Here is a 24,610-nt window from a genome sequence, read left to right as displayed (position 1 = left end):
GTCACGTCAGTTGCGCGCGCAACTCCCGCTTGAGCACCTTGCCCGCGGCCGAGACCGGGATGGTGTCCACGAAGTGCAGCTCCCGCAGCCGCTTGTACGGCACCACCTGCGAGTTAACCGCGTCGAGCAGTTGCTCGGCAGTCGCCTCATCGTGGCCGGGAGCGCGTACGACGAACGCCACCGGCAGTTCGCCGGTCTCCACCGTCTTCCTGCCCACCACCGCGGCCGAGGCGACCTGGGGCAGCGCCATGAGCAATTCCTCGAGTTCGCGGGGGTATACGTTGTACCCCTTGTAGATCAGCATGTCCTTCTTGCGATCCACAATAGACAGGTAGCCGTCGTCGTCGATCACCCCGACGTCGCCGGTGTGCAGCCACCCGTCCACCAGCACCGCAGCGGTCTCCTCCTGCCGGTTGTGGTAGCCGAGCATCACCTGCGGGCCACGGACACACACCTCGCCTGGCGTGTTCGCGGCGAGTTCCTCGTCGCCGCCCTCGGCGGGCATGATCTTGACCTCGGTGTCGAAGATGGGCACACCAACCGAACCCACCTTGCGCGTACCCGAACGCCAACTCGGCGACAGTGTCGCACCCATCGTGACCTCGGTCAGCCCGTATCCCTCCGCGATCACGGCTTCGGGGACGAGCCTTTGCAGCGCCTTGATCATCTCGTGGGGCATCGGAGCCGCACCCGACGTGATCGCGCGCACGGAGGACAGGTCGGCCTTGTGGAAGTCCTCGCACGCCAGCAACGCGGCGAACAACGCGGGCGCTCCGCTCATCGAGGTGACCCGCAGCCGCTGCGCGTCGGCCACATAGGACTGCGGGTCGAACCGGTCGTGTATGACGACGGTGCCGCCGCTGACGACGGAGACATTGAGCCCGCCGATGGTGCCCATGGCGTGGAACCACGGGGTGAGATTGATGCCGATGCCGGTGCCGAGCCGCACCGGCCACTCGTCCTCGCTGCCGATCTGGTCCAGTGTGGGGTTGCCGTCGGCGTCGAGCACTGGAACCGCTCCCGACCCCCAGCACGCGTACTGCAGCGTGTTGACGACGACGTTGCGATGCGGAATCCGCACCCCCTTCGACCGGCCGGTGGTGCCGCCGGTGTAGGCCAGATGTGCCAGGTTGTCGACGTCGATGTCCACCCTTGGCGCCGCCTGTTCAGCGGTCGCGACGAAGTCCTGGAAATCGAGTTGCCCCTCGTCGGTCGGTTGCACAACGATCACCAGCTCGACGCCGGTTCCGGCAAGCGCTGCCGCCACGGGCCCGAAGGTGACGGCGGCCTTCGCTTCGCAGTCGGCGAGTTGCGCGGCGAGGTCACCGGGCGGCAGCAGCGGGTTCGCCGGGCTGAACGTGGCGCCTGCCAGCAGCGTGCCGTAGTAGGCGATGGGAAACGCCAGGCAGTTCGGCAGGTGCAGGGCGACGGTGTCGCCCTTGCCGACACCGCGGTCGAGCAGCGCGTTGGCGAACCGGCACGCCGATTCCCACAGTTGCGTGAAGCTCAGCTTCTGGTCACCGTGCTGGAACGCGGTGCGGTCGCCGTAGCGGGTCGCCGCGCCGGCGAGCAGCGAGCCGACGGGGACCTCGGGGTAGTCGAGCGAGTTGGGCAACCCTGGTGGCGGCGACATCATTGTGGTCGGCATCACCCGACAGTAAGTAAGGTGCGGCAGAAGACACAAGGACTTCCGAGTAAACGCGCACTAACATGGATGCCGAGCAAAACGGCCTTTCTGCAGAAGGGTGGCGCCGGTGACCGACGGTCCAGGGCTCTATCAACTCGCCGAGGAGCACGAAGAACTGCGAGCGGCGGTGCGCGCGCTGGCGGAGAAGGAGATCGCCCCGCATGCCGCCGAGGTGGATGAGCAGGAGCGCTACCCGGTGGAGGCGCGTGACGCGCTGATCCGGGCCGGCTTCCATGCCGTTCACCTGCCCGAGGAGTTCGGCGGGCAGGGCGCGGACGCGATCGCGGCCTGCATCGTGATCGAGGAGGTCGCGCGCGTCGACGCGTCGGCGTCGCTGATCCCCGCGGTCAACAAGCTGGGCACGCAGCCGATCCTGCTTTCGGCCTCGGACGCGTTGAAGAAGCAGGTGCTGCCCTCCATCGCGGCGGGCGAGGCGATGGTGTCGTACGCGCTGTCGGAGCGTGAGGCCGGCTCGGACACCGCGTCCATGCGCACGCGGGCGCGGCTGGAGGGTGACACCTGGGTACTCAACGGCACCAAGTGCTGGATCACCAACGCCGGGGAGTCGAGCTGGTACACGGTGATGGCCGTCACCGACCCCGACGCCGAGAAGAAGGCGAACGGGATCTCCGCGTTCGTGGTGCACGCCGACGACCCCGGATTCTCGGTCGGTCCCAAGGAGCGCAAGCTCGGCATCAAGGGCTCGCCCACCAGGGAGATCTACTTCGAGAACTGCACCATCCCCGCTGATCGCATCATCGGCGAGCCGGGCACCGGGCTCAAGACCGCGCTGCGCACGCTGGACCACACCCGGCCGACCATCGGCGCGCAGGCGCTCGGTATCGCGCAGGGCGCGCTCGACGCGGCAGTGGACTACGTCAAGGAGCGCAAGCAGTTCGGCCGGACGATCGCCGAGTTCCAGGGCGTGCAGTTCATGCTCGCCGACATGGCCACCAAGGTCGAGGCCGCCCGTCATCTCGTCTACGCCTCCGCCGCGGCCACCGAGCGCGGCGACGCGCGTGCCTCCTTCATGGCCAGCGCCGCCAAGTCCTACGCCTCCGACGTCGCCATGGACGTCACCACCGACGCCGTGCAACTCTTCGGCGGCGCGGGCTACACCCGCGACTTCCCGGTGGAACGCATGATGCGCGACGCCAAGATCACCCAGATCTACGAGGGCACCAACCAGATCCAGCGCATGGTAATGGCCCGCAACCTACTCAAGTAACCCGCGAGTCCTGCGTTCAGGCCCGCGAGTCCTGCGTTCGGGCGTGTCGGCTGCGCGTGGCGAACCAGGCCTGTCCCGCTACTCCTGCCGGATGAACGAAGATGCCCAGAACTGCCTCGCCGCAAGGTCCTCGGTACGTATGAGCCAGTACAGGGTGCCGAGGTCCCTCGTCGCCATCTGGGCTGTGCCGTCGAAGTCGATCTGTGCGAGCAGCGTCCACCTCGAGGCTTCCAGGTTCACCGTGTCCGGGCTCGGCACATGGTGGCCTGAACGAATTCGCAGGCTCGCCCGTGCCACATCGAGTTCCACGGCATCCTGAACGGGCAGCGCATGGCCTCCGAGTTGATGCCGGGGTGGTTGCGCCAGCTCGTACAACGCCCCAGTCAGGGCATCGCGGTTCGCCCAGTCAGCGGCGAATGCGCTGTCCGACTCGGACAGATCCGCGCAAGCGGCACGGAAGTCAGGGTGGAGCCAGTCGGGGCCGGTCATCGTCGGCGTCGCGGTGAGCGGCACGAAGTCGTACGGAGCGATCTCCCCCGGCGTGGACCGTTCGGAGGCGGGCACGGTGGTTGGGGTATAGATGACTCGCGATCCCCTGACGAGCGACTTGGGCTCCCACCCACCGACCTTGCGCCAGAACTCGTAGCCGCCAGGGGTGCCTGGCTCGTCGTCGAAAAAGAAGAAGTTCAGTGTGCCCGCAGCCGGGAGAGGCAGGTCGAGCGCCGCTCGCGGTAGCCGGCCGCAATCGATCGACGCGACGAAGTTCAGCGGCCCCTGGCCCTCCCACACCGGCCACCCCATGCCTTCGGGCAGAACGGGGACACCACCGAGTTGACCTACCTGCGTGTCACCTCCGTATGCGGGGCGCAGCCGCAGGGCGGGCCGGATCAACGCGATCCAGCGAGCCGCCACAGCAGGTGGGAGTAGTTTGCGAGCAGTGGCTACCAGATGAGCTTCACCCGTGCGCATGGACGGCGATTCTGTCAGCATGCCGCTGCGCTGAGTGGATCCAGCACGGTAGGCCACACAGCTCAACCCGCCCGCGAGTTCTGCGTTCAGGGCGTGCCGAGGTTCGCTCGCGTGAGCGTGACCGCGACGGTGTTGAGCACGACGAGCGCCGCGAATGCGATCGCAAGCGGTTGCGGGGCTGTGACGTACAGCGCCACTGTCGCGGCGGCGAACACCGCTGCCTTGACCACCAGCACGCCGGCCACCGACAGCTGGAACCTGGCTCGTGGTGCGGCGAACAGACCCCAGACGGCGGCGGCGAGCGCGGGTGAGCCAACGCCGAGTACGACCTTGAGCGGCAAGGACCCCCCGACGGAGAAGCCCCAGTACCCCAGCGCGGCCAGTGCCGCGAGTTCAAACAGGAACGCCAGGATCTGGTTGGCCCACCGCAGCCCCCGCCCCACAGGGCACAGCCTAGTCGCCAAGCGAAGGGCGATGCGAAAAACCGCTGGCCACAGGACGTCAGCGTGACGAAGATACCGTGAGTGACAGATCTTGAGATCGTGGTGTTCGGTGTGCACAGCAAGCCCGCGAAGGCCATCTTGCGGGCCTACTTCGCCGATGTTGCCTCTCGGTACTACGGCCGCGCCGCGACTCCAGCGGAGTTGGACGTCGCGATGACCGAGGACCCCAGCGATGTACTCCAGCCTCCACGTGGGGTGTTCCTGCTCGCCCGGGAAGGCACTGAGCCCGTCGGATGCGCCGGGGTGCGGCTGCTCGAACCGGGCGTCGCCGAGCTGAAGCGCATGTTCGTGTCGGCCGACCGGCGGGGGAGAGGTATTGGCGCGCGGCTGTTGGCCCGCGCGGAGGACAGCGCACGCGACCTTGGCGCGAACGTCGTGCGGCTTGACACGAGGCACGACCTGGTTGAGGCGCGCAGCCTCTACGTGCGGCACGGCTACCGCGAGATCCCCGGGTACAACGACGGCCCCTACGCCGAGTGCTGGTACGAGAGGCGCATTGGCTGAGACAGCGGAAGCACTCGGCCAACCGGGAACGCAGGACTCGCGGGCGAGAACGCAGGACTCGCGGACGGGAACGCAGGACTCGCGGGCGAGAACGGGGGACTCGCGCGTGGGTGGGGCCGCGTCAGGTCAGTTCGACCGTGGTGCGTTCTTCCTCGCGGTGTGTGGCCAGCTTGTCCGGCGTGGCGTTCGTGACCTGCACCAGGTGCGCGCCCGCCGCCAGCGGCGCGAGCAGGGCGTCCAGCACCCCGTCGGGCAAGCTCCACGGTCTGGCCGACAACACCCGGTCACCGGCGCCGATGCCGAGCGCGGTGGCGCGCTCGCGGGCGCGGGTCAGCACCTCACCGACCGGGGCGCCAAGCAGCGCGGGCGTGTCGTCGGGTATCGGCAGCAGCGGCGTGAACTCGTCGCCGGAGAGGCGTGCCTCGGCCAGGTAGTCCATGGCCCCTTCCGGGCATCGCGACCCCAGGCCACGGCCCAGCGGGTCGAGCGCCACCATCGCCGTGCGCCCGGCCTGCTCCACGGGCGCCTCCGGTCCCACGAACGCGACCGCCACGCCGCTCCCGCCTTTCACCACCTGGGCCCCACACCACCATGCGCCCAGCAACACCCCGGCCGTCTGCCAGTGCGCGGGCAACTCGACGGATACCTCGTCGCCCGGCTCGACGTCGAACTCCTCGACCAGCCAGTTCGCCGTCTTCGCTGCCCAGTTGGCGGCCGTGGCCACCGACAGCTCGATCCGGCTTCCCGCCGCGTCGTCGTAGTGCGTGATCAGCGGGCGGGCGGCGGACGACTTCAGCAGGGGCCGCAGCAGGTGCTCGGTCAGGCTCACGCGGCCGATTGTGCCTGGCGGCCGATCAGCCGCACGCGAAGGGTCACCGTCGCCACCGTCATCGCTAGTTCACGCAGGTGACGCCCTCGGCCGTGATCTGGGTTCTCGCGCCAGCTGGTGCCGAACCGCCCCCGGAAGGTCGCACCTCGGAAGCCCCGCCGCTGACGACGTCGCGCACGAACGAGCGCACGCGCTCCACGTCGACGGTGACGATGCTCTGCCTGCCGTCGGGGCTGCGGGCGGCGATCTCCACGACCGGGATCGTCACGAACGTGATGTCACCCGAGGCGACACCCCTCACCTTGTCGGCGAACTCCAGCAGGTCAAGGTCGGAGTCGAGCACCAGCGAACGCTGCACGGTGTCAGCCAGCCGATCCAGCCGGTCGGTGCTGGTCAGCGTGCCCGCCGAGAGCACCTTGTTGAGCGCCGAGGCCAGGAACGCCTGCTGGCGCACGATCCGGTCGAGGTCGCCACGTGGAAGGTTCTTGCGCTGCCGTACGAACGACAGCGCCTCGCCACCGGAGACCACCTGCACCCCCGCGGCGAAGTTGGCGCCCGAGTCTGGATCCCACGTTGCCTGGTTGAGGCACACCTTGACGCCGCCGAGCGCCTCGGTGAGCAGGTAGAAGCCGAGGAGGTTCACCTCCGCGTAGTGGTCGATCCGGATGCGGGTGAACTCCTGAACTACACCGACCAGTGCGCGCCTGCCCGCTTGGTCGGACTCGCGCTCGAGCCGGGCGCGCTCGGTGATGCCCTGGCCACGCAGCCGTCGCATGGCATGCCACTTGGCCGTCCCGTACACCGAGTTGATCTTGTCCTTGTTCCCGTGCGGGACGTCGACCCAGGTGTCCCTTGGGATCGAGACGCCGGTCGGCGACCCACCGTCATCAGGTATGCGGAGCACGATCAGGGTGTCGGTGTTGACACCGGACTTGCCCTCGGTGCGCAGCTTCCGCAGTGTCGCCGCGGGCAGTGGATTGCCCTCCATGTCGGTGCGGGAATCCGCGCCGACGAGCAGGATGTCCGTGGCGCCGTCGTCCTCCGGCGGTGGAGGGCTCGGCACCTCGTCCTCGTCGTCGCTGTCGTTTTGCCGAAGCGCGTCGGTGGTGTTGACCTTGTCCTGGAGGGCGTCGAGCGCGGTATAGGCGTAGCCGGTGGCGGTGAGGGCCAGTACCGAGACGAGTGCGACGACGGCGCGCCTGAACAACCGAAACGGCGATCGCCGTCGCGGCTGCTCCCCGGTGCCCGGCGGCTGTGGTGTCGGGGCCGCAGAGGATCCGGTGTCGTCTTCCCGCTCCTCGCCCTCAGCCACGGCTTCTTCCCCCATTCCCCCGGGCGATCAGACGGTCAGTCTAGTTGACGCAGGGGACGTCACCAGCCGTTATCGGCGCATCCGGCCGGTCGTCCTGCTGAGCCGGGCTGCTTGCTCGTGGCGGGTAGGCACGGGGTTGGCCGAGGTAGCCCTCCCTCGCGGCCTCCGAGGGGGAATCCAACTCGAAATCGGTGCCGACCACCAGGCGGAGCACCCCTGCGGACAGGTCGGTCGCCGGTTCGGCCGACACGTCCTCGCCGAGTGTCTTCCGGATGGCCCGCACTCCTGCTTCGTCGCCAGGCGCGTAGTACACGACGGTGCTCGGCATGGGGTCCGTGGTGGCGTACTGCTCGCCCTCGAAGCCCTGCTCCCGCAACAGTTGCCGCACGTCCTGCCCCGCCTGCGGGTCGCCGGAGGCGTTGTAGACGTCGACGGTGTACTGCTCGGCGCCCGGCACGGTCTGTGGGGTGTCGCTCGAGTCGGCTCCCGGCTCGGTGACGAGGTCGTCGACGAATTCCTGAACCTGAGGCGCGTCCACCTCCAACACCGCGGCACCGCCGATCCAGGCGTTGCCCACCACCGGGATGGTGTGGAACTCGACGTTGCCTCCGGAGAGGTTGCGCATCTGCGCCGCGAACTCCAGCAAATCCCAATCCTTCGACAACACCACGGACTTCTGCACGGCCTCGACCACGTCGCTGAGCCTGGACGGGTTCATCAGCACGTCGGTGGACAGCACTTTGCGCACCAGTCCGGACAGGAACGCCTGCTGCCTCGCGATCCGGTCGAGGTCGCCGTTCTCCAGTCCGTAACGTTGCCGGACGAACGCCAGCGCCTGCACGCCCTTGATGGTCTGCCTGCCCTGCGGCAGGTTGACACCCGACTTGGGCTCGCGCACCGGTTCCTTGAGGCATACCTCGATCCCGCCGAGCGCCTTGGTCACCTCGTAGAAGCTCGCCAGATTGACCTCCGCGTAGCGGTCGATCATTCCCGGTTTACCGATCAGCTGTTCGATGGTGGCGATCAGATTCTTGCGTCCCGCGACCTTGGCCTTCTCCTCGATCTCCGCGAGATCGGTCTCTCCTTGCTGTTGCAGGGTCTGGAACGTGTCGTTGAAGGCGTAGACGAACGCGCTGTTGAGCTTGCTGCTGCCGTAGCCACCCGCCAGCTCCACCCAGGAGTCGCGGGGGAAGGAGATCGCGACAGCCCTTGTGCCGTCCTGCGGGATGTGCACCAGGATCATCGTGTCGGTCTGCCGCTCACCGTTGGCGTCACCCGCGTGCAGCTTGTCGAGCACTTCACGGGGGAGGGGGTTACCCTTCGCGTCGGTGCGGCTGTCCTGCCCGACGAGCAGGATGTCGACGGCACCGTCCAATGGCACAGCCTCTGGTTCGGAATCGAAGACATCCGTGGTGGTGACACCGGAGTTCATCGCGCCGATGAACTGCCAGCCGTACCAGGTGAGTGCTAGTACGGTGACGGAGAGAAGCGAGAGGACTACTTTGGCACTGAGTAGCGCGAACACCCCGGCTCGCGACCCGCGGCGCACCGGTCGCGCTTCGACCGGTCCCCGTGCCCAGTCGGTCACGTGTGCGCTCCTCCCCAGTTCACTGTCTGCGCCTACACACTACTGATCTACGTGACAGACGCGGCAGCCCTGGTAAACGTTGCCCTTACTGTTGCGTTTCCCCTGCCATCAGGCGTGGCAAACTTCTGGCGAAGAACGAAAGGGACGACACATGCGAGTGCTGGTTACCGGCGGCGCGGGTTTCATCGGCTCGCACTACGTGCGGCAGGCGCTGTCCGGCGAGTATCCGGCGCTGCGTGACGCGGAGATCGTGGTTCTCGACAAGCTGACCTACGCGGGCAGTGAGGCCAACCTGGCTCCGGTGGCCGACAGCCCGAGGTTGCGGTTCGTCCGCGGTGACATCTGCGATCCCGGAACGGTGACGGAAGTGATGGCTGACGTGGATCTCGTCGTGCACTTCGCCGCCGAGTCGCATGTGGACCGGTCCATTTTGGGTTCGGCGGACTTCGTGCTCACCAACGTGCTCGGTACCCAGACGCTGTTGCAGGCGGCGTCGAACGCCGGAGTGGGCAAGTTCGTGCACGTGTCAACGGACGAGGTGTACGGGTCCATCGAGGAGGGTTCGTGGTCCGAGGATCACGTGCTCGAGCCGAACTCGCCGTACTCGGCCTCGAAGGCGTCCTCGGACCTGTTGGCCCGCTCGTTCCACCGCACCTACGGCCTCGATGTGTGCATCACTCGGTGCTCGAACAACTACGGACCGTATCAGTTTCCGGAGAAGGTCATCCCGTTGTTCGTCACCAACCTGCTCGACGGCAAGCCGGTTCCGCTCTACGGCGACGGTCTCAACGTTCGTGACTGGCTGCACGTGGACGATCACTGTCGCGGCATCCAGCTTGTCGCCGACTCGGGACGTCCCGGAGAGATCTACAACATCGGCGGCGGCACCGAGCTGACCAACCGGGAGCTGACGGAGCGGCTGCTGTCGGCCGTCGGGGTCGGCTGGGAGATGGTGCGGCAGGTCGAGGACCGCAAGGGGCACGACCGCAGGTACTCGGTGGACATCACCAAGATCAGTAATGAGCTCGGTTACCGACCAAGGGTCGACTTCGAAGCCGGTCTGGCCGACACTGTGCGCTGGTATTCGGAGAATCGCGCGTGGTGGGAACCGCTGAAGGACCGTGCCGCGCTGGCTGGAAGGTGAATGTCGTTGGCTGCCCCGGAAACTGATGTGGACCCGGCGGACCCTCGCGCTTCGGCTGGGCTGTCCCTGCTTGTGGTCGGGGGCACCGGCCAGGTGGGCAGCGACCTGGCGGCGCTGGCCGGTGACCGTGTCGAGGTGCGTGCGCCAGGATCGGCCGAGCTGGACGTGACGCAGGCGGGCGGGCTGGTCGAGGCCGTCTCGCAGCTCTCGGCAACCGCTCGCGAGGCGGGGCGAGCGCCGGTCGTTGTCAACGCGGCCGCCTACACCGCGGTGGACGCCGCCGAGGAACACGAGGAGCGGGCGTTCGCCGTCAACGCCGACGGACCGAGAATGCTGGCGGCCGTGTGCTCGTCGCGACGGGTTCCGCTCATTCACATCTCCACCGACTACGTCTTCTCCGGCATGGAGCAGCGTCCTTACGAGCCTGAGGACTCGCTGGGGCCACGCAGCGCGTACGGGCGCACGAAGGCGGCGGGCGAGGACGCCGTGCTCGGTTCGGGAGCGCTGGCGTGGATCGTTCGTACGGCCTGGGTGTACGGCGCCGCCGGTAGCAACTTCGTCAAGACCATCGCCCGCCTCGAGCGCGAGCGGGACACACTGTCGGTTGTGGATGATCAGCGTGGTTCCCCGACCTGGTCGGCCGACCTAGCTGGCGGTCTGCTGGAACTGGCGCGGCGGGTAGCCGGTGGCGCAGGGCCGAGCCGAAAGGTGCTGCACTGCACCGGTGGTGGGGAGACCACGTGGTTCTCATTCGCACGCGCGGTGTTCGAGGAGCTCGGTGCCGACCCGCAACGGGTGCGGCCCTGCGGCAGTGATGAGTTCCCCCGCCCGGCGCCACGGCCCGCGTACTCGGTGCTGTCCAACGCGTCCTGGACGGAGTCCGGGCTTACGCCACTGCGGCCGTGGCGGGAAGCGCTGACGGCGTTCTTCACCGAGCACGGGGCGGCGGCACTGCGCGCGTAGGCGCCGCTACGAGTCCACGGCGCGTCGGTAGGCGTTCACCGTGGCTTCCGCGCACCTGCGCCAGGTGAAGCTTGCCGCGTGTGCCCTGCGCGTGGCCGACGCGGACGCCAGGTGCGGTTGTCGCACGGCCTCGGCCAGCGCGCTGGCCAGTCCTTCCACGTCGCTGTAGGGGACCAGTCTGGCCAGCCCGCCCGACACCTCACGCAGCGCGGGGACATCGGTGCACACCACGGGTACGTCGCAGGCCATCGCCTCGAGCACCGGAAGGCCGAAACCTTCGTCCCTGGACGGCAGCACCAGTGCCGCCGCACCGGCCACCACGCGCTGAAGGTCCAGATCGGACAGATAGCCGATGTGTCGCGAGCGTGATGTCGCGGGAAAGGAGCCGGGTCCGGCGTAGACGATCGGAGGAAGCTCCTCGTCGGCGGCGTGTGCCTTGGCCAACCAGTCGAGGCCCTTTCTCGGGCCAGCGGCACCGGCGAACAGCAGGTACTTCGGCGGCAGGCCCAGCCGCTCGCGGACACCACGGCTCGGTGGTCGCCCGGTGAACCAGCCCGCGTCCACCCCAAGCGGAGTCACCTCGATCTTGCCCCGGTCGACGTCGAGCCGCTCGGCGACGGCGTCGGCGACGGCAGCCGTCGGGGTGCAGATCACGTTCGCCGCCGCGGCACCCCTGCGCACCAGTTCCGGAAGCTCCCTGTCACTCGGTGGCAGCTCGTCGGGAGCATCGAAGAAGGCGAGGTCGTGGATCGTCAGCACCCGCGCCGCACGCAGCGTGCCGGGCAGCACGAAGTTGGTGCCGTGCACCACGTCGGTCGGCCCGGCGAACAGTTCGACCGGAGGGAACGAGGACCGAAGCCAGGTCTTGCGCAGCACTCTCGCGGCCACCGGCATGCCCCTCGCGCGAACGCCGTGTGGCAGCACGGTGCGCAGCCTGCGCCAGCCTCGCAGTGTGAAGGCCACCGCGCGAGTGTCCACTCCGGGCAGTGATGCCAGCTCCTCGGAAAGCGACGCGGTGTACCTTCCGATCCCGGTGCGGGCGCCGAGCAGCGGGGTACCGTCCAACAGCACCCGTAGCCGCCGGTCAACCACGGCGCGATCCCCTTCGGGTGAGCTTGCGCACCCGGCCGCCCGCCCGCTTGGCCAGTTCGGCGGGCCCTCCCTCTGCCAGGTAGGTCTTCACCAGGGCGAGGTCACGACGGAGCAGACCGATGCCCCGAGGCGAATGCTCGACGGCGAGATCGCCGGAGCCGGGAAGGCGATCGGCGGCGGGGCGAGGATCGCGGCAGAACTCCACGAGCGGTCGCAGCACCGTTGGCCAGGTGTAGCGCTGCGCGACGGCCGCGATGCGCTCGCGGCAACCGGCGGCGAACTCCTCGTCGTAAAGGCAGCGTTCCAGCGCGTCGGCCAGGGCGTCCTCGTCACGTGCGGGCACCACCATACCGAGACCTTCCTCGCGGACGAGGTCGGCGAACGCGTCGCCGTCGGTGGTGATGATGGGAAGCCCGGCCCACAGGTAGTCCAGCACCCTGGTACGGAACGCGAACGTTGTCTCGACGTGCTCGAAGTGGGTTGTGACGCCGCAGTCGGCGTCGAGCAGCCAGTTCTGCCGCTGCCCGTACGGCACCCACTGCTCGTTGAAGAACACGTGCTTGTCGGTGAGTCCGAGTGAATCCGCGAGCCGAACCGTCCTCGCGGCGATGTCCATCTCGCCGACCTCGGGATTGGGATGGCGCATACCGAGAAAGACCAGCTTCGCGTCGGCTCGGCGGAGGCTGAGCAGTTCCATCGCCCGAACGAGAGTAAGCGGGTCGAACCAGTTGTAGACCCCACCCGCCCACAGCACGACCCGGTCGGTGTCGGCGATGCCGTCGATCGCTGCGCGCAGTCCTGGGCCGTTACCGCGCGGCGGCTCGGGCGGCAGACCGAACGGCGCCACCGCCAGCAGCGACCGGGTGGTGGGATCGGCGTCGTAGAGGCGCGGTGACAACCTGCCGAGCGCGGTGAGATGGCCGAGCCAGAAGTGACGTTGCCGCTGTGAGGCACACAGGAAGAAGTCACCCCGCTGTAGTTGGGCGTCGAGCACCTTCACCACGCCCGCGAGGTCGGCGCTCCTGCGGTCGTCCGGCGCGTCCTTGCCCTGCTCGAGCAGTTCGAGATGCATCGGGTCGTACAGGTCGCAGACCACGATCTTGTGTGCCTGCTCGGCCTTCAGCGCGGGTGCCATTTCCAGCACGTGCCCCTGGAGGATCACGATGTCGGCCCACTCGACGTGCTCGGTCAGCTCCCGCCTGCGGGCCGCGCGTACCTCGAACGGCGCGGGCGGCGGGTCGGCGACCGGATTGACGGTGACGAGCCGTACCTCGTGCTCGGTGGCCAGCACCGAAGCGATGTTCCACGCCCTGATCGCGGGGCCCGCCATGCGCTCACCGACGGAGTCGCCGGTGAGCACCAGCACCTTCCTGCGCGCGCCGAACGACTTCTCGATGCCGAACGCCTCGACGAGGATGTCGTGCGCGGCCAGGTAGCGCGGTAACGGGTAGGCGGGCTCCAGTGCCCTGCGCAGCAGCGGCAGCAGGTCGGCGTCGCCGCGCACCCGTGCGGCCTGCTCGGCGGCCCTCGACTCGGCCAGCGTGGGCAACAACTGCACGAACTGGTCGATCGCCAGCACTCCGGCGAGGGCGGTTCGTGGCACGGGTACCGGTGCGGTCTCGGCGGGGCCGACGCCTGCCGCCAGGTCCAGTTGGGTGGGGTCCAACTCGCCGCGTGCCGTGGCCCTGCGCACGGTCAGTGCCAGCGCCGCGGGCAGCACCTTCGCGAGCGTGTCGTCGGCGAGGTTCTTGTACAGCGCGCACAGTGCGTTGCGCTCGAGCAGGAAGGTCTCCCGACCGCTGTCGGGAGTGTCCACTGCGGACATCGTGCCGTGATGGCGGTGGTAGGCAACCGAAGCGGGGACGTAACGCACCCGCCAACCGCGCAGGTTGAGCCGCCACCCGAGGTCGACATCCTCATAGAACATGAAGAAGTTCTCGTCGAACCCGCCGAGTTCGGCGAAGACCCCGGCCCGCACGAACATCGCCGAGCCGGTCGCGAACAGTACGTCCTTGGCCACCTCGTGCTCGGCGGCGGGGAGTTGCGACAGCGGGCTACCCGCGTGCCGCTTGTAGCCCATCCCGAACCACGTCAGCCCGCCGTCGACGAAGTCCACCGACTCGCCCCCGGTGTCGAGCACCTTGCTCGCCACGGCCGCGACGGTCGGGTCGGTTCGCAGCTCGGCTACCGCCGCGCTCACCCAGTCCCGACCGGGGAGCGCGTCGTTGTTGAGAAACGCCAGCACGGTGCCCCGCGCTTGGCCTGCTCCGAGGTTGCAGCCGCCCGCGAATCCGAGGTTCTTCGCAGCGCTGATCAGCTTCGCGCCTGGCACGGCGGAACGTATCCGCGCCGCGTCGTCGCCGGGGGAGGCGTTGTCGACGCAGATGACCTCAAGCCGCGGGTAGTCGTGATCGAGCAGCGCACGCAGGCACGCGATGGTGTCTTCGGCGCCGCGGTAGTTCACCACAACGACCGAGACCAGCGGTTGTGCCGTGTCCGCATGGGCCAACGCCGTGCTCCTTCCCGCCGAGCCCAACCCTACTGGCAGGCCCACTTGCGCCATATCTCGGCTCGACCGATCGTGCGTCGCCGACCGATCGCAAACCGTTGCCGTAGTGTCGCGGGCAGTGCGGTGACCACCTCGACGAGTACGCGGCAGCGCAGGCCGACCCGGTAGTTCGGTGCAGGAGGCACCCGCCCGCGCACCGGAAGCGTAGCGGTGATGGCGCAGAAGCGGGCCAGTTCCCGTAACGCGGCACCGGCCGGCGCGCAACGCAGCAGCATGAGCAGCCGATTGCGCTCGTTCCATCGGTGAAACGGAGCCGAACCCGGGTTGGTGCTCGCGCCGTGCCGATGGCGCACCACGGCGTTCGGCTCAACGGCCACCCGCCAGCCCGCCAGCCGCAGCCGCCATGCGGTGTCGGTGTCCTCGTAGTAGCAGAAGAAGTCAGCGGGCACTCCGCCCGCGTCGCGCAGCACGTCGGTGCGCAACAATGCCGCGCCACCGCAGAAACCGAACGGCTCGGCCGGTGCGGTGAGGTCGGCGCCGTAGCCGTGGCGAGTCAGCCGCACCCCCAGCGACTGCAAGCCGCCGTCGCCGTACTCCAGCCGGGACCCGACGGCCGCGACATCGGCGGCCATCGCTTCCTCCAGCGCCGCGAGCCAACCCGGCGCAGGCACCGCGTCGTCGTTGAGCCACGCGACGAACGGTGTGTCCACAACGGACAACGCGGCCGCGATGCCGCCGGCGAAACCGGTGTTGCGGGAAAGCCGCAACACCTTCGGCCGGGTGGGGTGCCGCCGTAGCAACTCGGCGGTGCCGTCGTCGGAGGCGTTGTCCACCACCAGCGCGACATGCGGGCGGCGCTGCGCGGCGAGCGCGTCAAGGCAGTCGGTGATGTGCGCCGCGCCACGCCAGGTGACGACGACGACGGTGGTGAGCACGCCGGGCAGAATATCCGGCGTGCCGGAACTAGTCGTGGTCGCCGAGCAGTTGCTGGCCCCGGTGCCGGGAGGCACGGGCCGCTACACCGCGGAACTGCTGCGCGCGCTCGCGCTCACCGTGCCGCCGGGGTGGACGCTGTCGAGCGTGGTGGCCTACCACCGCGACGTCGAGCCCGCGCGGGTGGCGGGCGTGCGGGGACCACGCGTGCTGCCGCTGCCCCCTCGGGCGCTGGTGTCCGCGTGGCAGGCAGGGCTCGCGCTGTGGCCGGGTGGTGCGGGGGTGCACGCTCCGACCCCGCTGGCGCCACCGAGGGCGCGCCGTGGTAGCACGCTGTCGGTCACGGCGCACGACACCGTCCCGTGGACGCATCCGGGGACACTGACCCCGCGCGGCGTGCGCTGGCATCGGGCGATGATCCGCAGGGCGGCACTGCGTGCCGACGCGCTGGTGGTCCCTACCGAGTCGGTCGCTACCGAACTCGCCGAGTACGTCGAGCCAAGGGCGGCGGTCCACGTCATCGGCCACGGGGTGTCGGAGCTGGGCGTGCCCGCCGCGATGGACCTGCCAGAGCGCTACGTGCTGGCCGTCGGCACGATCGAGCCTCGCAAGGGAATCGACGTGCTGGTGGAGGCGATGGCGCTGCTGCGCGCGACCGGGCAGCAGGTGCCGTTGTTGCTTGCGGGCCAGCCCGGCTGGGGTGGACTAGACCCGGAGCGGCTCGCCCGCGAGCACGGCCTGCCCCAGGGCGCGGTCCGGGTACTGGGCAGGGTCACCGACGCCGAACTCGCCGCCGTGCTGCGGGGGGCGTGCGTGGTTGCCGCGCCGAGCATGGCGGAGGGCTTCGGGTTGGTGGTGCTGGAGGCGATGGCGGCCGGAATTCCCGTGGTGCACTCCGATGCCCCCGCCCTGGTCGAGGTGGCTGGGGGAGCTGGATTGGTCGTACCAAGGGGCGACGCCCGCGCGCTGGCCGCTTCGTTGCGGGAGGTGTTGGGTTCTCCCGCCCGCGCGGCCGAACTGGCGGAGGCGGGCAAGGCGAGGGCGGCGGAGTTCTCGTGGCGCGAAGCGGCCCGGCGAGTGTGGGCGTTGCATGCCGATGTGAGCTGAGAGCCCGTTTTACGGGAACGAGACCAGCGCGACCGCGTGGAGTCGTAGGCTGCACGGGTGCGAGAACCCCGCGTGCTGATCGATGCCACGGCCGTGCCTGCCGACCGTGGTGGCGTGGGCCGTTACGTCGACTCGCTCGTCGCCGCGTTGAACAAGCTCGGTACCGCTCTTACCGTGATGTGCCAGCCGAGGGATGTGCGCCTCTACGCGGAACTGGCTCCGGATGCCCGGGTGGTCGGTACCGCCGAGTCGACCTCGACCAGAACGGCGCGGCTGACGTGGGAGCAGACGACGTTGCCGAGGATGATCCGCAGGCTCGGCGTCGACGTGGTGCACTCACCCCACTACACCATGCCGCTGGCGAGCAGCGCCGCCTCCGTGGTCACCCTGCACGACGCGACGTTCTTCACCGACGCGGTGCTGCACTCGTCCGTCAAGGCGCGGTTCTTCAGGGCGTGGACGGTGGCGGCGCTGCGCCGTGCCTCGCTGTGCGTCGTGCCCAGCGCGGCCACCGCGCGGGAGCTGGCCAGGGTTGCCCGCGTGCCCGGTGCCGAGCTGGAGATCATCCAGCACGGTGTGGACGAGGAACGCTTCCATCCGCCTGCTCCCGAGGAGGTTCGCGCCGCACGGGACGCGGTCGGTCTCGGTGACATGCCGTATGTGGCCTTCCTCGGGGCGCTCGAACCGCGCAAGAACGTGCCGGCGTTGATCAGGGGATTCTCGCTCGCGGTCGCGCAGCGGCCGGACCCGCCCGCGCTGGTGCTGGCGGGGCAGCCGGGCTGGGACAGCCAGGTCGAGAAGGCGCTCGACGCGGCACCGCACCGGCTGCGGGTGATCCGCGCGGGCTACCTGCCGTTCGACACGTTGGCCGGGTTCCTCGGTGGCGCGGAGGTGGTGGCCTACCCCAGCCTCGGCGAGGGGTTCGGCCTTCCCGTGCTGGAAGCGATGGCCTCGGGAGCCTGCGTGCTCACCACCCGTAGGCTCGCGCTGCCGGAAGTCGGCGGGGACGCGGTGGCCTATTGCGGTGTCGGTGCGGGCGATGTGGCGGCGGCACTTCGCGAGTTGCTCGACGATCCGTCACGCCGCGCCGTGCTCGCCGAGGCCGCTCAGCGCAGGGCCAAGGAGTTCTCGTGGGCAACCAGCGCGGAACGGCATCGTGAGGCATACGACCGTGCCTGGCACAAACACCGCGCACGCAGGGGCTGACTCGCGGTCGCGGACCCTTTCCGGCACTGACGACCGCCGACCAACCACTCACCGTGATGGGTGCACAATGTCGGCGTGACCGAGCCGAAGACCTACGGCGACGGCGTCGCGGTGGTGACCGTGACGTACTCGCCCGGCGAGACTCTCGAACGCTTCCTCGACACCCTGGACAAGGCGACCGACCGTGACGTGACCGTGGTGCTCGCCGACAACGGCTCGGTCGACGGCGCGCCGGAGCGGGCGGCCGAGCGGGAACACGTCCGGATGGTGCCCACCGGTGGCAATCTCGGCTACGGCGGGGCGATCAACCGCGGTGTGGCCGAACTCGACGACCACGTCGGCTGGGTGGTGATCGCAAACCCGGACCTGGAATGGGACCCCGGCTCGCTGGACGCGCTGCTGGAAGTGGCGCGGCGGTGGCCGAGGGGCGCGGCGTTCGGCCCGCTGATCCGCGAGCCGGACGGCAGCGTCTACCCGTCGGCCCGGCTGCTGCCCTCGCTCGGTCGCGGGATCGGGCACGCGCTGCTGGGCAAGGTGTGGCCCAGCAATCCGTGGACGCGTGCCTACCGGCAGGACAGGGCGTTGCCGAGCGAGCGCACCACGGAGTGGCTTTCCGGCTCGTGCCAGCTGGTCAGGCGGGTGGCGTTCGACTCGGTCGGCGGGTTCGACCCGAGGTACTTCATGTACTTCGAGGACGTCGACTTCGGGGACCGGTTGGGTAGGGCGGGCTGGCTCAACGTGTACGTGCCCTCGGCGAGCGTGATGCACATCGGAGGGCAGGCGACGTCCAAGGCCTCGGCACGGATGCTCGCCGCGCACCACGAGAGCGCCTACCGTTACCTGGCCGACCGTCATCGTGGCGTGTTGTGGAAACCGCTGCTGTTGGCGATCCGTGCGGGACTGGCGGTGCGGTTGCGGTTGGAGACCCGGCGCGGCTGACCCCCGGTTACAGCCCCTCGAGCCTGCGGGCGACGTTCGATTGTGCCGGCCTTGTCCTGGTGGTCGGTACCAATCCGGTGATCTCGGTTTCCCCGGTCGCTGGCTCCTGGTGGCCCTGCGGCGGTTCCAGCCGCGTGGTCGGTGCGGGCTCGGCGAGGTGGCTGTCGTTCTCCCTGATCATCGAAGACGGCAGCACCGTCGTGCTGTCCGGATCGGTCTCGTCGATGCGGTTCACGAAGGATCTGGGGAGCTGCTGGGTGTTCGCGGCGTCCATGGGCGATGTCATGTTGTCGGGAGTGACAACACCGTGACGTGCCTGTGCGCGGGAGAGCACGGCGTCCGCCCGATCGCGGGGATCCATCTCCTCGCCTCCCCGTAATCTCACCGAGGGCCCTCTCTCAACGGGGCCGCCGCCTTGCTGTCTAGGGTAGGCCCTCTGGCCCGGTGACCGTTAGGCCTTCCCCCGGTTTTGTCACCGCATCCGAGCCAGGAATGGAGGGTTGCACGCGATGACATCCGTTTCCGGAGTTGACGCCGTCGTCCTTGTGGGCGGTAAGGGCACGCGCCTGCGCCCGCTGACGCTGTCGGCGCCAAAGCCCATGCTGCCCACCGCGGGCGCCCCCTTCCTCTCCCACCTGCTTTCCCGGATCAGCGACGCCGGAATCACGCATGTGGTGCTCGGCACCTCCTACCGTGCGGAGGTCTTTCGGGACTACTTCGGGGACGGCTCTGCCATGGGCCTCGAGCTCGACTACGTCGTGGAGGAGGAACCGCTCGACACCGGCGGCGCGATCCGCAACGTCGCCGACCGGCTGCGCGCCGACGACGCGGTGATCTTCAACGGCGACATCCTCTCCGGTGCCGACCTCGGCGCGCTGGTCGACACCCACCGTACGGCGGGGGCCGACGTGACGCTGCACCTGCAACGGGTCGCCGATCCCAGCCGGTTCGGTTCGGTACCCACCGACGGCGACGGCCGGGTCACGGCGTTCCTGGAGAAGTCCGCCGAGGCGCCGACGGACCAGATCAACGCGGGCTGCTACGTGTTCCGGCGGCGGACGATCGAGAAGATGCCGACGGGCAGGCCGGTCTCGGTGGAACGGGAAACCTTCCCCGGCCTGCTGGCCGACGGCGCGCACCTGCAGGGCTACGTCGATACGTCTTACTGGCTGGATGTCGGCACGCCGGAGGCGTTCGTGCGTGGCTCGGCCGATCTGGTGCGCGGGATCGCGCCGAGTTCCGCGTTACCTGGCCCGATCGGGGATCGGTTGGTGCTCGAAGGCGCCGAGGTGGCTGGCGATGCCGACATCTGCGAAGGGTCGAGCGTTGGGCCGGGTGCGACGGTGGGTGCGGGCGCCCGCGTGGCGGGTTCGGTGCTGTTTCCCGACTCGCAGGTCGCCGACGGCGCTGTGGTGGACCGTTCGGTGCTGGGTGCGGGTGCACGGGTCGGTGAGGGCGCGGTCTTGCGTGGAGTGGTGCTCGGTGACGGCGCGGTGGTTGGTTCGGGCTGTGAACTGCTCGACGGCGCCCGCGTGTGGCCACGGGTAACGCTGCCGGACCGCTCTATCCGGTTCTCCAGTGATGCCTGAACTCACCAGGAACTACCGGCCTGCTTTCCGTACCGACATCGCGGGCGTGCTGGCCCCGTCGCGGAGAGGGCGAGGTGACCCCTGCCTGCGGCATGAGGACAGCGGGCTCACCTGGCTCACCGCGAACACCGTCGAGGGCGCCGCGACCATGGTGCTGCGGCCGCGCACGGACGGTGTTGTGCAGGCACGTGCGTGGGGCCAGGGCGCCAGGGCACTGCTCGACGGGCTTCCGGCGCTGCTTGGTGCCGACGATGACGACACCGGCTTCGTCGCTCATCACGACGCCGTGGCCATGGCCAGGCGAAGGCTGCCATGGCTGCGGCTCGGCGCGACGGGGCGGGTGTGGGACGCGCTGGTACCTGCCGTGCTGGAGCAGAAGGTCACCAGCCACGAGGCGCGCCGCTCCTGGCGAGAGCTGTGCCGCTGGTTCGGCGAGCCGGCGCCGGGGCCGGCGCCGCACGGAATGCGGGTGCCACCTACCCCGCTCGCCATCCGCTCCATCACCGACTGGGAGTGGCACAAGGTCGGTGTGGACAGCAGCCGTCGAGGCGCGCTTGTCGCCGCCGCCCGCGTGGCGCACCGGCTGGAGGGCGCGAGCGGGCTGCGGGGCGCCGAGGGCAGGGCGCTGCTACGGCAGGTACCGGGAATCGGTGTCTGGACCGCCGCGGAGATCGCGCAGCGGGCGTGGGGCGATCCGGACGCGGTCAGTTTCGGTGACTTCCACGTTCCCGCGATCGTCGGCCACGCGCTGCTCGGCCGGGAGCTGGACGACGAAGGAATGCACGCCGTGCTCGCGCCGTATTTCCCGCAGCGGCAGCGCGCCGTGCGCTACCTGGAGGCGGCCGGGTTCTCCCGTCCCAGGTTCGGCCCGAGGCACGCCGTCAGGGACTACCGCGCGATCTGACGGTAGGCGTCCACCAGCTGTTCCTGGGCGACGTCGAAGTACTCGGCCAGCCTTGCCTCGGCCTCGGCGAGCCGACCCTGCCCGATCAGCTCCGTGATGGTGCGGTTGAGTTCGAGGTAGGGCTCGTGGAACTCGCGTGGCCGGGACATGACGTGGAAAGCCAGCCGCAGTTCGGCGAGTAGTTGTCCCATGATCTCATCCACCCTCGGGCTTTCCGCCAACCCCGCGATGGCCTGGTGGAAACGCATGTTGGCGGTGCCCACGTCGAGCCAGCGCTGCTCCTGGGAGGCCAACTCGCCCGCGCTCACCGCCTGGTCGAGCGCGGCAAGCCGGGCCGGACCAGCGCTGTCCGCGTGGCGCACCGCGCTCGTCTCCAGCATTCGCCGGATGCGGTAGAGGTCCACCACGTCTTCGGCGCTGAGCACCCGGACGAACACCCCGCGGTGGAACTCGTGGACAAGCAGCCGTTCGTGCACCAGCAGCCGGAACGCCTCGCGGAGAGTGTTGCGTGATACCGACAGGGCGCGACCCGCGTTCTCCTCCGACAGCCGGGTGCCGGGTGGCAGGCCGCCCTCGATGATGCGTTGGCGCAGCACGTCGGCCACTCGCTCGGCGGTGCTGGTGCGGTCCAGCAGCGAGCGGTCGCCCGCGAGGAGGTCCACCCACGGGTCTGTGGCAGTCATGCACCCCTCCGATCGGCTGTCGTTCGCAGCTTACATGCGAGTTCGACAAGAGTCTTGCAGGATTGTTCAACAACTCTGTACCGTTCGTTGTGCACCACATCCAAACGGGAGGTCCCATCGTGAAGGAGACGAACACGCTTCGTGTCGTCGCGACGGGTGGTGCCCCGCTCGGTTCGGTCCACCCGGCCGGAAGGGTGCCGAGCCGCGGCTGAGCTGGATCGCGAGACTGTGGAGTTGGCTATGCGTGTTTTGCCGTGTGCTGATTCGGGACTGCTCGTCGAACTCGACGATCTCGACGAGGTGCGGAGGCTGCATGCGGCGCTGCGCGAAGCGCCGCCACCTGGGGTGCTCGATCTCGTCCCGGCCGCGAGAACGCTGCTGCTGCGGCTTGACCCGCTCCGCGCCGACGTGGCGGAGATCGAGCAGGTCGTGCGGCGGGTCCGCCCCGCGGAGACGACCTCGCACGACAGCGAGTCGCTGGTTATCCCGGTCAGCTACGACGGTGAGGACCTGGACGAGGTCGCCCGACTGACGGGCCTCACGCCCCGGCAGGTGATCGCGGAACACACCGGCGTCGAGTGGACGGTCGCCTTCGGTGGGTTCGCCCCCGGGTTCGGGTATCTCACCTGCGACTCCAACCGGCTGGAGGTGCCGAGGCGCACGGAATCGCGCACGCGGGTGCCCTCGGGCGCCGTCGCACTCGCGGGCGCCTTCAGTGGCGTCTACCCCCGCGAGTCACCCGGCGGGTGGCAACTCATCGGGCGTACCGAGTTGGAGATGTGGCGCGTCGACCGGGACCCACCCGCGTTGCTGCGTCCCGGCGTTCGAGTCAGGTTCCAGGAGGTCGCGTGAACCACGGGTTGGAGGTGCTCGAGCCGGGGCTGCTCGCGACGGTCCAGGATCTCGGGCGCCCCGGCCTCGCTGCCATCGGGGTCGGCGTTTCCGGCGCGGCCGACCGCGGCGCGTTACGGCTGGCCAACCGGCTGGCGGGCAACGAGGAGGACGCGGCGGCCGTCGAGGTGACCTTGGGGGGATTCGCCGCGCGGGCATTGCGTGACCTCACCGTGGTGATCACCGGGGCGACCTGCCCTGTGTCCATCGACGGCAGGGGTGCGGCGACCAACACCGTGCTGCGGGTGCCGTCGGGTTCGGTGCTGCGGCTGGGCATGACGAGCAAGGGCCTGCGCAACTACGTGGCAGTGCGCGGCGGCGTCGCCGTCGAGCCGGTGCTGGGTTCGCGTTCGACCGACGTGCTCGCGGGGCTCGGCCCCGAACCGCTGCGGGCGGGCACGGTGCTGCCGGTCGGGCCACCGCCCTCGGAGTGGCCGCCCATCGGCTTCGCCCCCGTTCGTGAGCCACCCGCCGACGAACTGATGCTGGGCGTGATGGCGGGTCCGAGGGACGACTGGTTCGCCGAAGGCGCGCTCGCCACCCTCCTCGGCTCTCGGTACGAGGTGACAGCACAGAGCAACCGGGTCGGCATCCGGCTCGACGGGCCCGCACTGCCAAGGGTGCGCGACGAAGAGTTGCCCAGCGAAGGCATGGTGGCGGGCGCACTGCAGGTGCCGCCCTCGAGCAGGCCGACGCTCTTCCTCGCCGACCACCCGGTGACGGGCGGCTACCCGGTTATCGCCGTGGTCGTGGCCGCCGACGTCGACAAGGCGGCGCAAGCCCGTCCAGGGATGCGGCTGCGATTCACACTGCTGAAGAGGAGAGGGTAGAGAAGAAGATGAGGCCGTGATGCTTTCGCCTGCCGAAGCCAGACAGAAGTTCAGGGCGGGCCTGCGGGTGCCGACGTCCGGTTACTGCCCGGGATGGACACAGGCCAACCTGCTGAGTCTGCCCCGCGAGCACGCCTACGACTTCCTGTTGTTCGCCCAGCGCAACCCGAAGGCGTGCCCGGTGCTCGACGTGACCGAGCCGGGACAGACCAGCGCTTCCGTCTTCGCCGGGGACCTGCGCACCGACCTGCCTGGCTACCGCGTCTACCGGGAAGGGCAACTGGTGGACGAGCGCACGGAGGTCACCTCGCTGTGGCGTGACGACCTCGTGTCGTTCCTCATCGGGTGCAGCTTCACCTTCGAGGCGGCGTTGCAGCAGGCCGGGGTGCCGGTGCGGCACATCGACATGGGGACCAACGTGCCGATGTACCGCACGAACCGGGAGTGCAGGCCAGCCGGGGCGCTGTCGGGCCCACTCGTGGTGTCGATGCGCCCCGTCCCGGCCGAGCTCGTGCCAACGGCGGTGCGGGTGACCTCGCGTTACCCGGCCGTGCACGGTGCTCCCGTCCACGTCGGAGCTCCCGGCCTGCTCGGCATCGACGACCTCGCCTGCCCCGACTTCGGAGACGCCGTGGAGATTCGGCCCGGTGAGGTCCCGGTGTTCTGGGCGTGCGGGGTGACGCCGCAGGCGGCCGTGATGCGTTCCAAACCGCCCTTCGCGATCGGACACGCGCCCGGGCACATGGCGATCACCGACCTGCGCGACTCCGAGTTCCAGGTGCCGTGAGACCTACCGGGACGGTTCTTCGAGTGCGGCGCTGACGATGGCGAGTGCTTCCCGGCCGGACAGCCCGAGGCCGCGAGTGGTGGCGGCGTACCGGGCGGCGGCCTCGCGTGCTCGTTGCCTGCTCTCGTCGCCGGAGGAGCCCACGAAACTGCCGGCGCGGCCCCTGGTCTCGATGAGTCCGGCCTCCTCCAGTTCCCGGTAGGCCCGCGCGATCGTGTTGGGAGCGATCCCGAGGTCGGTCGCCAACTGCCGAACCGTCGGCAGCTTGCTGCCCACCGCGAGCGTGCCGTCGTTGATCTGCCTGGCGAGGATGGAGCGGACCTGCTCGTACGGCGGGGTTTTCGCCGCCGGGTCGATCTTGACGATCATGGTTGGACCCTCGTTCCGGTCGCGAACGGGGCCCGACGACCCTC

The 24,610-nt window shown here is 69.3% G+C and carries 24 protein-coding genes; 12 read left to right on the top strand and 12 right to left on the bottom strand.

All coding sequences use genetic code 11. The features are described from left to right. Position 1: 1 nt before the first annotated feature. Positions 2 to 1,648: a class I adenylate-forming enzyme family protein gene (locus FHU38_RS21660; protein WP_208415776.1), complete on the bottom strand. Its 1,647-nt coding sequence runs from the start codon at positions 1,646 to 1,648 to the stop codon at positions 2 to 4. A gap of 97 nt (positions 1,649 to 1,745) precedes the next feature. Between FHU38_RS21660 and FHU38_RS21655 the strand changes: the two genes are divergently transcribed. Continuing rightward, positions 1,746 to 2,915 (top strand): acyl-CoA dehydrogenase family protein, encoded by a 1,170-nt coding sequence (locus tag FHU38_RS21655; RefSeq protein WP_313886849.1) that lies wholly within the window; start codon positions 1,746 to 1,748, stop codon positions 2,913 to 2,915. A gap of 78 nt (positions 2,916 to 2,993) precedes the next feature. Here FHU38_RS21655 and FHU38_RS21650 read toward each other — a convergent pair whose 3' ends face one another. Continuing rightward, positions 2,994 to 3,884, bottom strand: a complete 891-nt coding sequence (locus FHU38_RS21650) for a YwqG family protein (RefSeq protein ID WP_167174435.1) — start codon at positions 3,882 to 3,884, stop codon at positions 2,994 to 2,996. Between the two features lie 86 nt (positions 3,885 to 3,970). Then, positions 3,971 to 4,327, bottom strand: coding sequence for a YrdB family protein (locus tag FHU38_RS21645; RefSeq protein WP_167174432.1), 357 nt, complete (start codon positions 4,325 to 4,327; stop codon positions 3,971 to 3,973). Positions 4,328 to 4,408: 81 nt separating this feature from the next. Between FHU38_RS21645 and FHU38_RS21640 the strand changes: the two genes are divergently transcribed. Then, positions 4,409 to 4,891: a GNAT family N-acetyltransferase gene (locus FHU38_RS21640; RefSeq protein ID WP_167174429.1), complete on the top strand. Its 483-nt coding sequence runs from the start codon at positions 4,409 to 4,411 to the stop codon at positions 4,889 to 4,891. Between the two features lie 121 nt (positions 4,892 to 5,012). Here FHU38_RS21640 and FHU38_RS21635 read toward each other — a convergent pair whose 3' ends face one another. From FHU38_RS21635 to FHU38_RS21625, 3 genes are all read right to left on the bottom strand, one after another. Beyond that, on the bottom strand, positions 5,013 to 5,720 hold the full coding sequence (locus FHU38_RS21635) for a TIGR03089 family protein (RefSeq protein ID WP_167174427.1): 708 nt from the start codon (positions 5,718 to 5,720) through the stop codon (positions 5,013 to 5,015). Positions 5,721 to 5,784: 64 nt separating this feature from the next. Further along, positions 5,785 to 7,047, bottom strand: a complete 1,263-nt coding sequence (locus FHU38_RS21630) for an LCP family protein (protein ID WP_167174425.1) — start codon at positions 7,045 to 7,047, stop codon at positions 5,785 to 5,787. Positions 7,048 to 7,072: 25 nt separating this feature from the next. After that, the gene (locus FHU38_RS21625) at positions 7,073 to 8,620 is read right to left on the bottom strand and encodes an LCP family protein (RefSeq protein ID WP_167174422.1); all 1,548 of its coding nucleotides are present in this window, start codon (positions 8,618 to 8,620) and stop codon (positions 7,073 to 7,075) included. Positions 8,621 to 8,771: 151 nt separating this feature from the next. Between FHU38_RS21625 and rfbB the strand changes: the two genes are divergently transcribed. Then, positions 8,772 to 9,764: a dTDP-glucose 4,6-dehydratase gene (gene rfbB, locus FHU38_RS21620; RefSeq protein ID WP_167174421.1), complete on the top strand. Its 993-nt coding sequence runs from the start codon at positions 8,772 to 8,774 to the stop codon at positions 9,762 to 9,764. Next, positions 9,765 to 10,727 carry a dTDP-4-dehydrorhamnose reductase gene (rfbD, locus tag FHU38_RS21615; protein ID WP_167174419.1) on the top strand — a complete coding sequence of 321 codons (963 nt, stop codon included), beginning with the start codon at positions 9,765 to 9,767 and terminating at the stop codon, positions 10,725 to 10,727. 6 nt (positions 10,728 to 10,733) lie between these two features. Here rfbD and FHU38_RS21610 read toward each other — a convergent pair whose 3' ends face one another. Genes FHU38_RS21610 through FHU38_RS21600 form a run of 3 tightly spaced genes read right to left on the bottom strand, consistent with a single transcriptional unit; the run spans position 10,734 to position 15,263 of the window. Beyond that, on the bottom strand, positions 10,734 to 11,819 hold the full coding sequence (locus FHU38_RS21610; protein WP_313886848.1) for a glycosyltransferase family 4 protein: 1,086 nt from the start codon (positions 11,817 to 11,819) through the stop codon (positions 10,734 to 10,736). Beyond that, positions 11,812 to 14,328: a glycosyltransferase gene (locus tag FHU38_RS21605; RefSeq protein WP_167174417.1), complete on the bottom strand. Its 2,517-nt coding sequence runs from the start codon at positions 14,326 to 14,328 to the stop codon at positions 11,812 to 11,814. Before FHU38_RS21605 ends, FHU38_RS21610 begins: the two co-directional genes overlap by 8 nt. Before the next feature lie 29 nt (positions 14,329 to 14,357). Then, positions 14,358 to 15,263 carry a glycosyltransferase family 2 protein gene (locus FHU38_RS21600; protein WP_313886847.1) on the bottom strand — a complete coding sequence of 302 codons (906 nt, stop codon included), beginning with the start codon at positions 15,261 to 15,263 and terminating at the stop codon, positions 14,358 to 14,360. Between the two features lie 19 nt (positions 15,264 to 15,282). Between FHU38_RS21600 and FHU38_RS21595 the strand changes: the two genes are divergently transcribed. The 3 genes from FHU38_RS21595 to FHU38_RS21585 all read left to right on the top strand — a co-directional run bounded on the left by FHU38_RS21595 (position 15,283) and on the right by FHU38_RS21585 (position 18,513). After that, complete coding sequence (locus FHU38_RS21595) at positions 15,283 to 16,368, top strand: glycosyltransferase family 4 protein (RefSeq protein ID WP_167174415.1); 1,086 nt, start codon at positions 15,283 to 15,285, stop codon at positions 16,366 to 16,368. 57 nt (positions 16,369 to 16,425) lie between these two features. Beyond that, entirely contained in the window at positions 16,426 to 17,574 is a 1,149-nt protein-coding gene (locus FHU38_RS21590; protein WP_167174413.1) for a glycosyltransferase family 4 protein, read from the top strand. A 75-nt stretch (positions 17,575 to 17,649) separates the two neighbouring features. After that, positions 17,650 to 18,513 (top strand): glycosyltransferase family 2 protein, encoded by an 864-nt coding sequence (locus tag FHU38_RS21585; RefSeq protein ID WP_313886846.1) that lies wholly within the window; start codon positions 17,650 to 17,652, stop codon positions 18,511 to 18,513. A 7-nt stretch (positions 18,514 to 18,520) separates the two neighbouring features. Here FHU38_RS21585 and FHU38_RS21580 read toward each other — a convergent pair whose 3' ends face one another. Next, positions 18,521 to 18,874, bottom strand: coding sequence for a hypothetical protein (locus FHU38_RS21580; protein WP_167174392.1), 354 nt, complete (start codon positions 18,872 to 18,874; stop codon positions 18,521 to 18,523). A gap of 148 nt (positions 18,875 to 19,022) precedes the next feature. Between FHU38_RS21580 and FHU38_RS21575 the strand changes: the two genes are divergently transcribed. Together FHU38_RS21575 and FHU38_RS21570 are read left to right on the top strand one after the other, a co-directional pair. Next, positions 19,023 to 20,102, top strand: coding sequence for a sugar phosphate nucleotidyltransferase (locus FHU38_RS21575; RefSeq protein WP_167174389.1), 1,080 nt, complete (start codon positions 19,023 to 19,025; stop codon positions 20,100 to 20,102). Then, the gene (locus FHU38_RS21570) at positions 20,095 to 21,006 is read left to right on the top strand and encodes a DNA-3-methyladenine glycosylase family protein (RefSeq protein ID WP_167174386.1); all 912 of its coding nucleotides are present in this window, start codon (positions 20,095 to 20,097) and stop codon (positions 21,004 to 21,006) included. Before FHU38_RS21575 ends, FHU38_RS21570 begins: the two co-directional genes overlap by 8 nt. On the opposite strand, the gene FHU38_RS21565 is transcribed toward FHU38_RS21570, so the two are convergent. Further along, on the bottom strand, positions 20,991 to 21,689 hold the full coding sequence (locus tag FHU38_RS21565) for a GntR family transcriptional regulator (RefSeq protein ID WP_167174383.1): 699 nt from the start codon (positions 21,687 to 21,689) through the stop codon (positions 20,991 to 20,993). The genes FHU38_RS21570 and FHU38_RS21565 overlap by 16 nt on opposite strands. 240 nt (positions 21,690 to 21,929) lie before the next feature. Here FHU38_RS21565 and FHU38_RS21560 point away from each other — a divergent pair, with 240 nt between their 5' ends. Genes FHU38_RS21560 through FHU38_RS21550 form a run of 3 tightly spaced genes read left to right on the top strand, consistent with a single transcriptional unit; the run spans position 21,930 to position 24,197 of the window. Beyond that, a complete protein-coding gene (locus FHU38_RS21560) occupies positions 21,930 to 22,541 on the top strand; it encodes a 5-oxoprolinase subunit B family protein (RefSeq protein WP_167174380.1) in 612 nt (203 codons plus the stop codon). Continuing rightward, complete coding sequence (locus FHU38_RS21555) at positions 22,538 to 23,410, top strand: 5-oxoprolinase subunit C family protein (RefSeq protein WP_167174377.1); 873 nt, start codon at positions 22,538 to 22,540, stop codon at positions 23,408 to 23,410. The genes FHU38_RS21560 and FHU38_RS21555 overlap by 4 nt, the downstream gene beginning before the upstream one ends. A gap of 19 nt (positions 23,411 to 23,429) precedes the next feature. Beyond that, the gene (locus FHU38_RS21550; protein WP_167174374.1) at positions 23,430 to 24,197 is read left to right on the top strand and encodes a putative hydro-lyase; all 768 of its coding nucleotides are present in this window, start codon (positions 23,430 to 23,432) and stop codon (positions 24,195 to 24,197) included. A 3-nt stretch (positions 24,198 to 24,200) separates the two neighbouring features. Here the strand turns inward: FHU38_RS21550 and FHU38_RS21545 are convergent, their stop codons facing one another. Beyond that, positions 24,201 to 24,566, bottom strand: coding sequence for a GntR family transcriptional regulator (locus FHU38_RS21545; RefSeq protein WP_167174371.1), 366 nt, complete (start codon positions 24,564 to 24,566; stop codon positions 24,201 to 24,203). Between the last annotated feature and the right edge of the window lie 44 nt (positions 24,567 to 24,610).

The organism is Saccharomonospora amisosensis (assembly GCF_011761185.1).
GTDB lineage: Bacteria > Actinomycetota > Actinomycetes > Mycobacteriales > Pseudonocardiaceae > Saccharomonospora_A > Saccharomonospora_A amisosensis.
This window is presented reverse-complemented; position numbering and strand designations above follow the sequence as displayed.

Excerpts from the sequence above, each read along its gene's own strand:
- FHU38_RS21570 (WP_167174386.1), top strand. The coding sequence starts at position 20,095 with ATGCCTGAACTCACCAGGAACTACCGGCCTGCTTTCCGTACCGACATC.
- FHU38_RS21575 (WP_167174389.1), top strand. The coding sequence starts at position 19,023 with ATGACATCCGTTTCCGGAGTTGACGCCGTCGTCCTTGTGGGCGGTAAG.
- FHU38_RS21660 (WP_208415776.1), bottom strand. The coding sequence starts at position 1,648 with ATGCCGACCACAATGATGTCGCCGCCACCAGGGTTGCCCAACTCGCTC.
- FHU38_RS21580 (WP_167174392.1), bottom strand. The coding sequence starts at position 18,874 with ATGGATCCCCGCGATCGGGCGGACGCCGTGCTCTCCCGCGCACAGGCA.
- FHU38_RS21545 (WP_167174371.1), bottom strand. The coding sequence starts at position 24,566 with ATGATCGTCAAGATCGACCCGGCGGCGAAAACCCCGCCGTACGAGCAG.
- FHU38_RS21630 (WP_167174425.1), bottom strand. The coding sequence starts at position 7,047 with ATGGGGGAAGAAGCCGTGGCTGAGGGCGAGGAGCGGGAAGACGACACC.
- rfbD (WP_167174419.1), top strand. The coding sequence starts at position 9,765 with ATGTCGTTGGCTGCCCCGGAAACTGATGTGGACCCGGCGGACCCTCGC.
- FHU38_RS21550 (WP_167174374.1), top strand. The coding sequence starts at position 23,430 with ATGCTTTCGCCTGCCGAAGCCAGACAGAAGTTCAGGGCGGGCCTGCGG.
- FHU38_RS21560 (WP_167174380.1), top strand. The coding sequence starts at position 21,930 with ATGCGTGTTTTGCCGTGTGCTGATTCGGGACTGCTCGTCGAACTCGAC.
- FHU38_RS21565 (WP_167174383.1), bottom strand. The coding sequence starts at position 21,689 with ATGACTGCCACAGACCCGTGGGTGGACCTCCTCGCGGGCGACCGCTCG.
- FHU38_RS21650 (WP_167174435.1), bottom strand. The coding sequence starts at position 3,884 with ATGCGCACGGGTGAAGCTCATCTGGTAGCCACTGCTCGCAAACTACTC.
- rfbB (WP_167174421.1), top strand. The coding sequence starts at position 8,772 with ATGCGAGTGCTGGTTACCGGCGGCGCGGGTTTCATCGGCTCGCACTAC.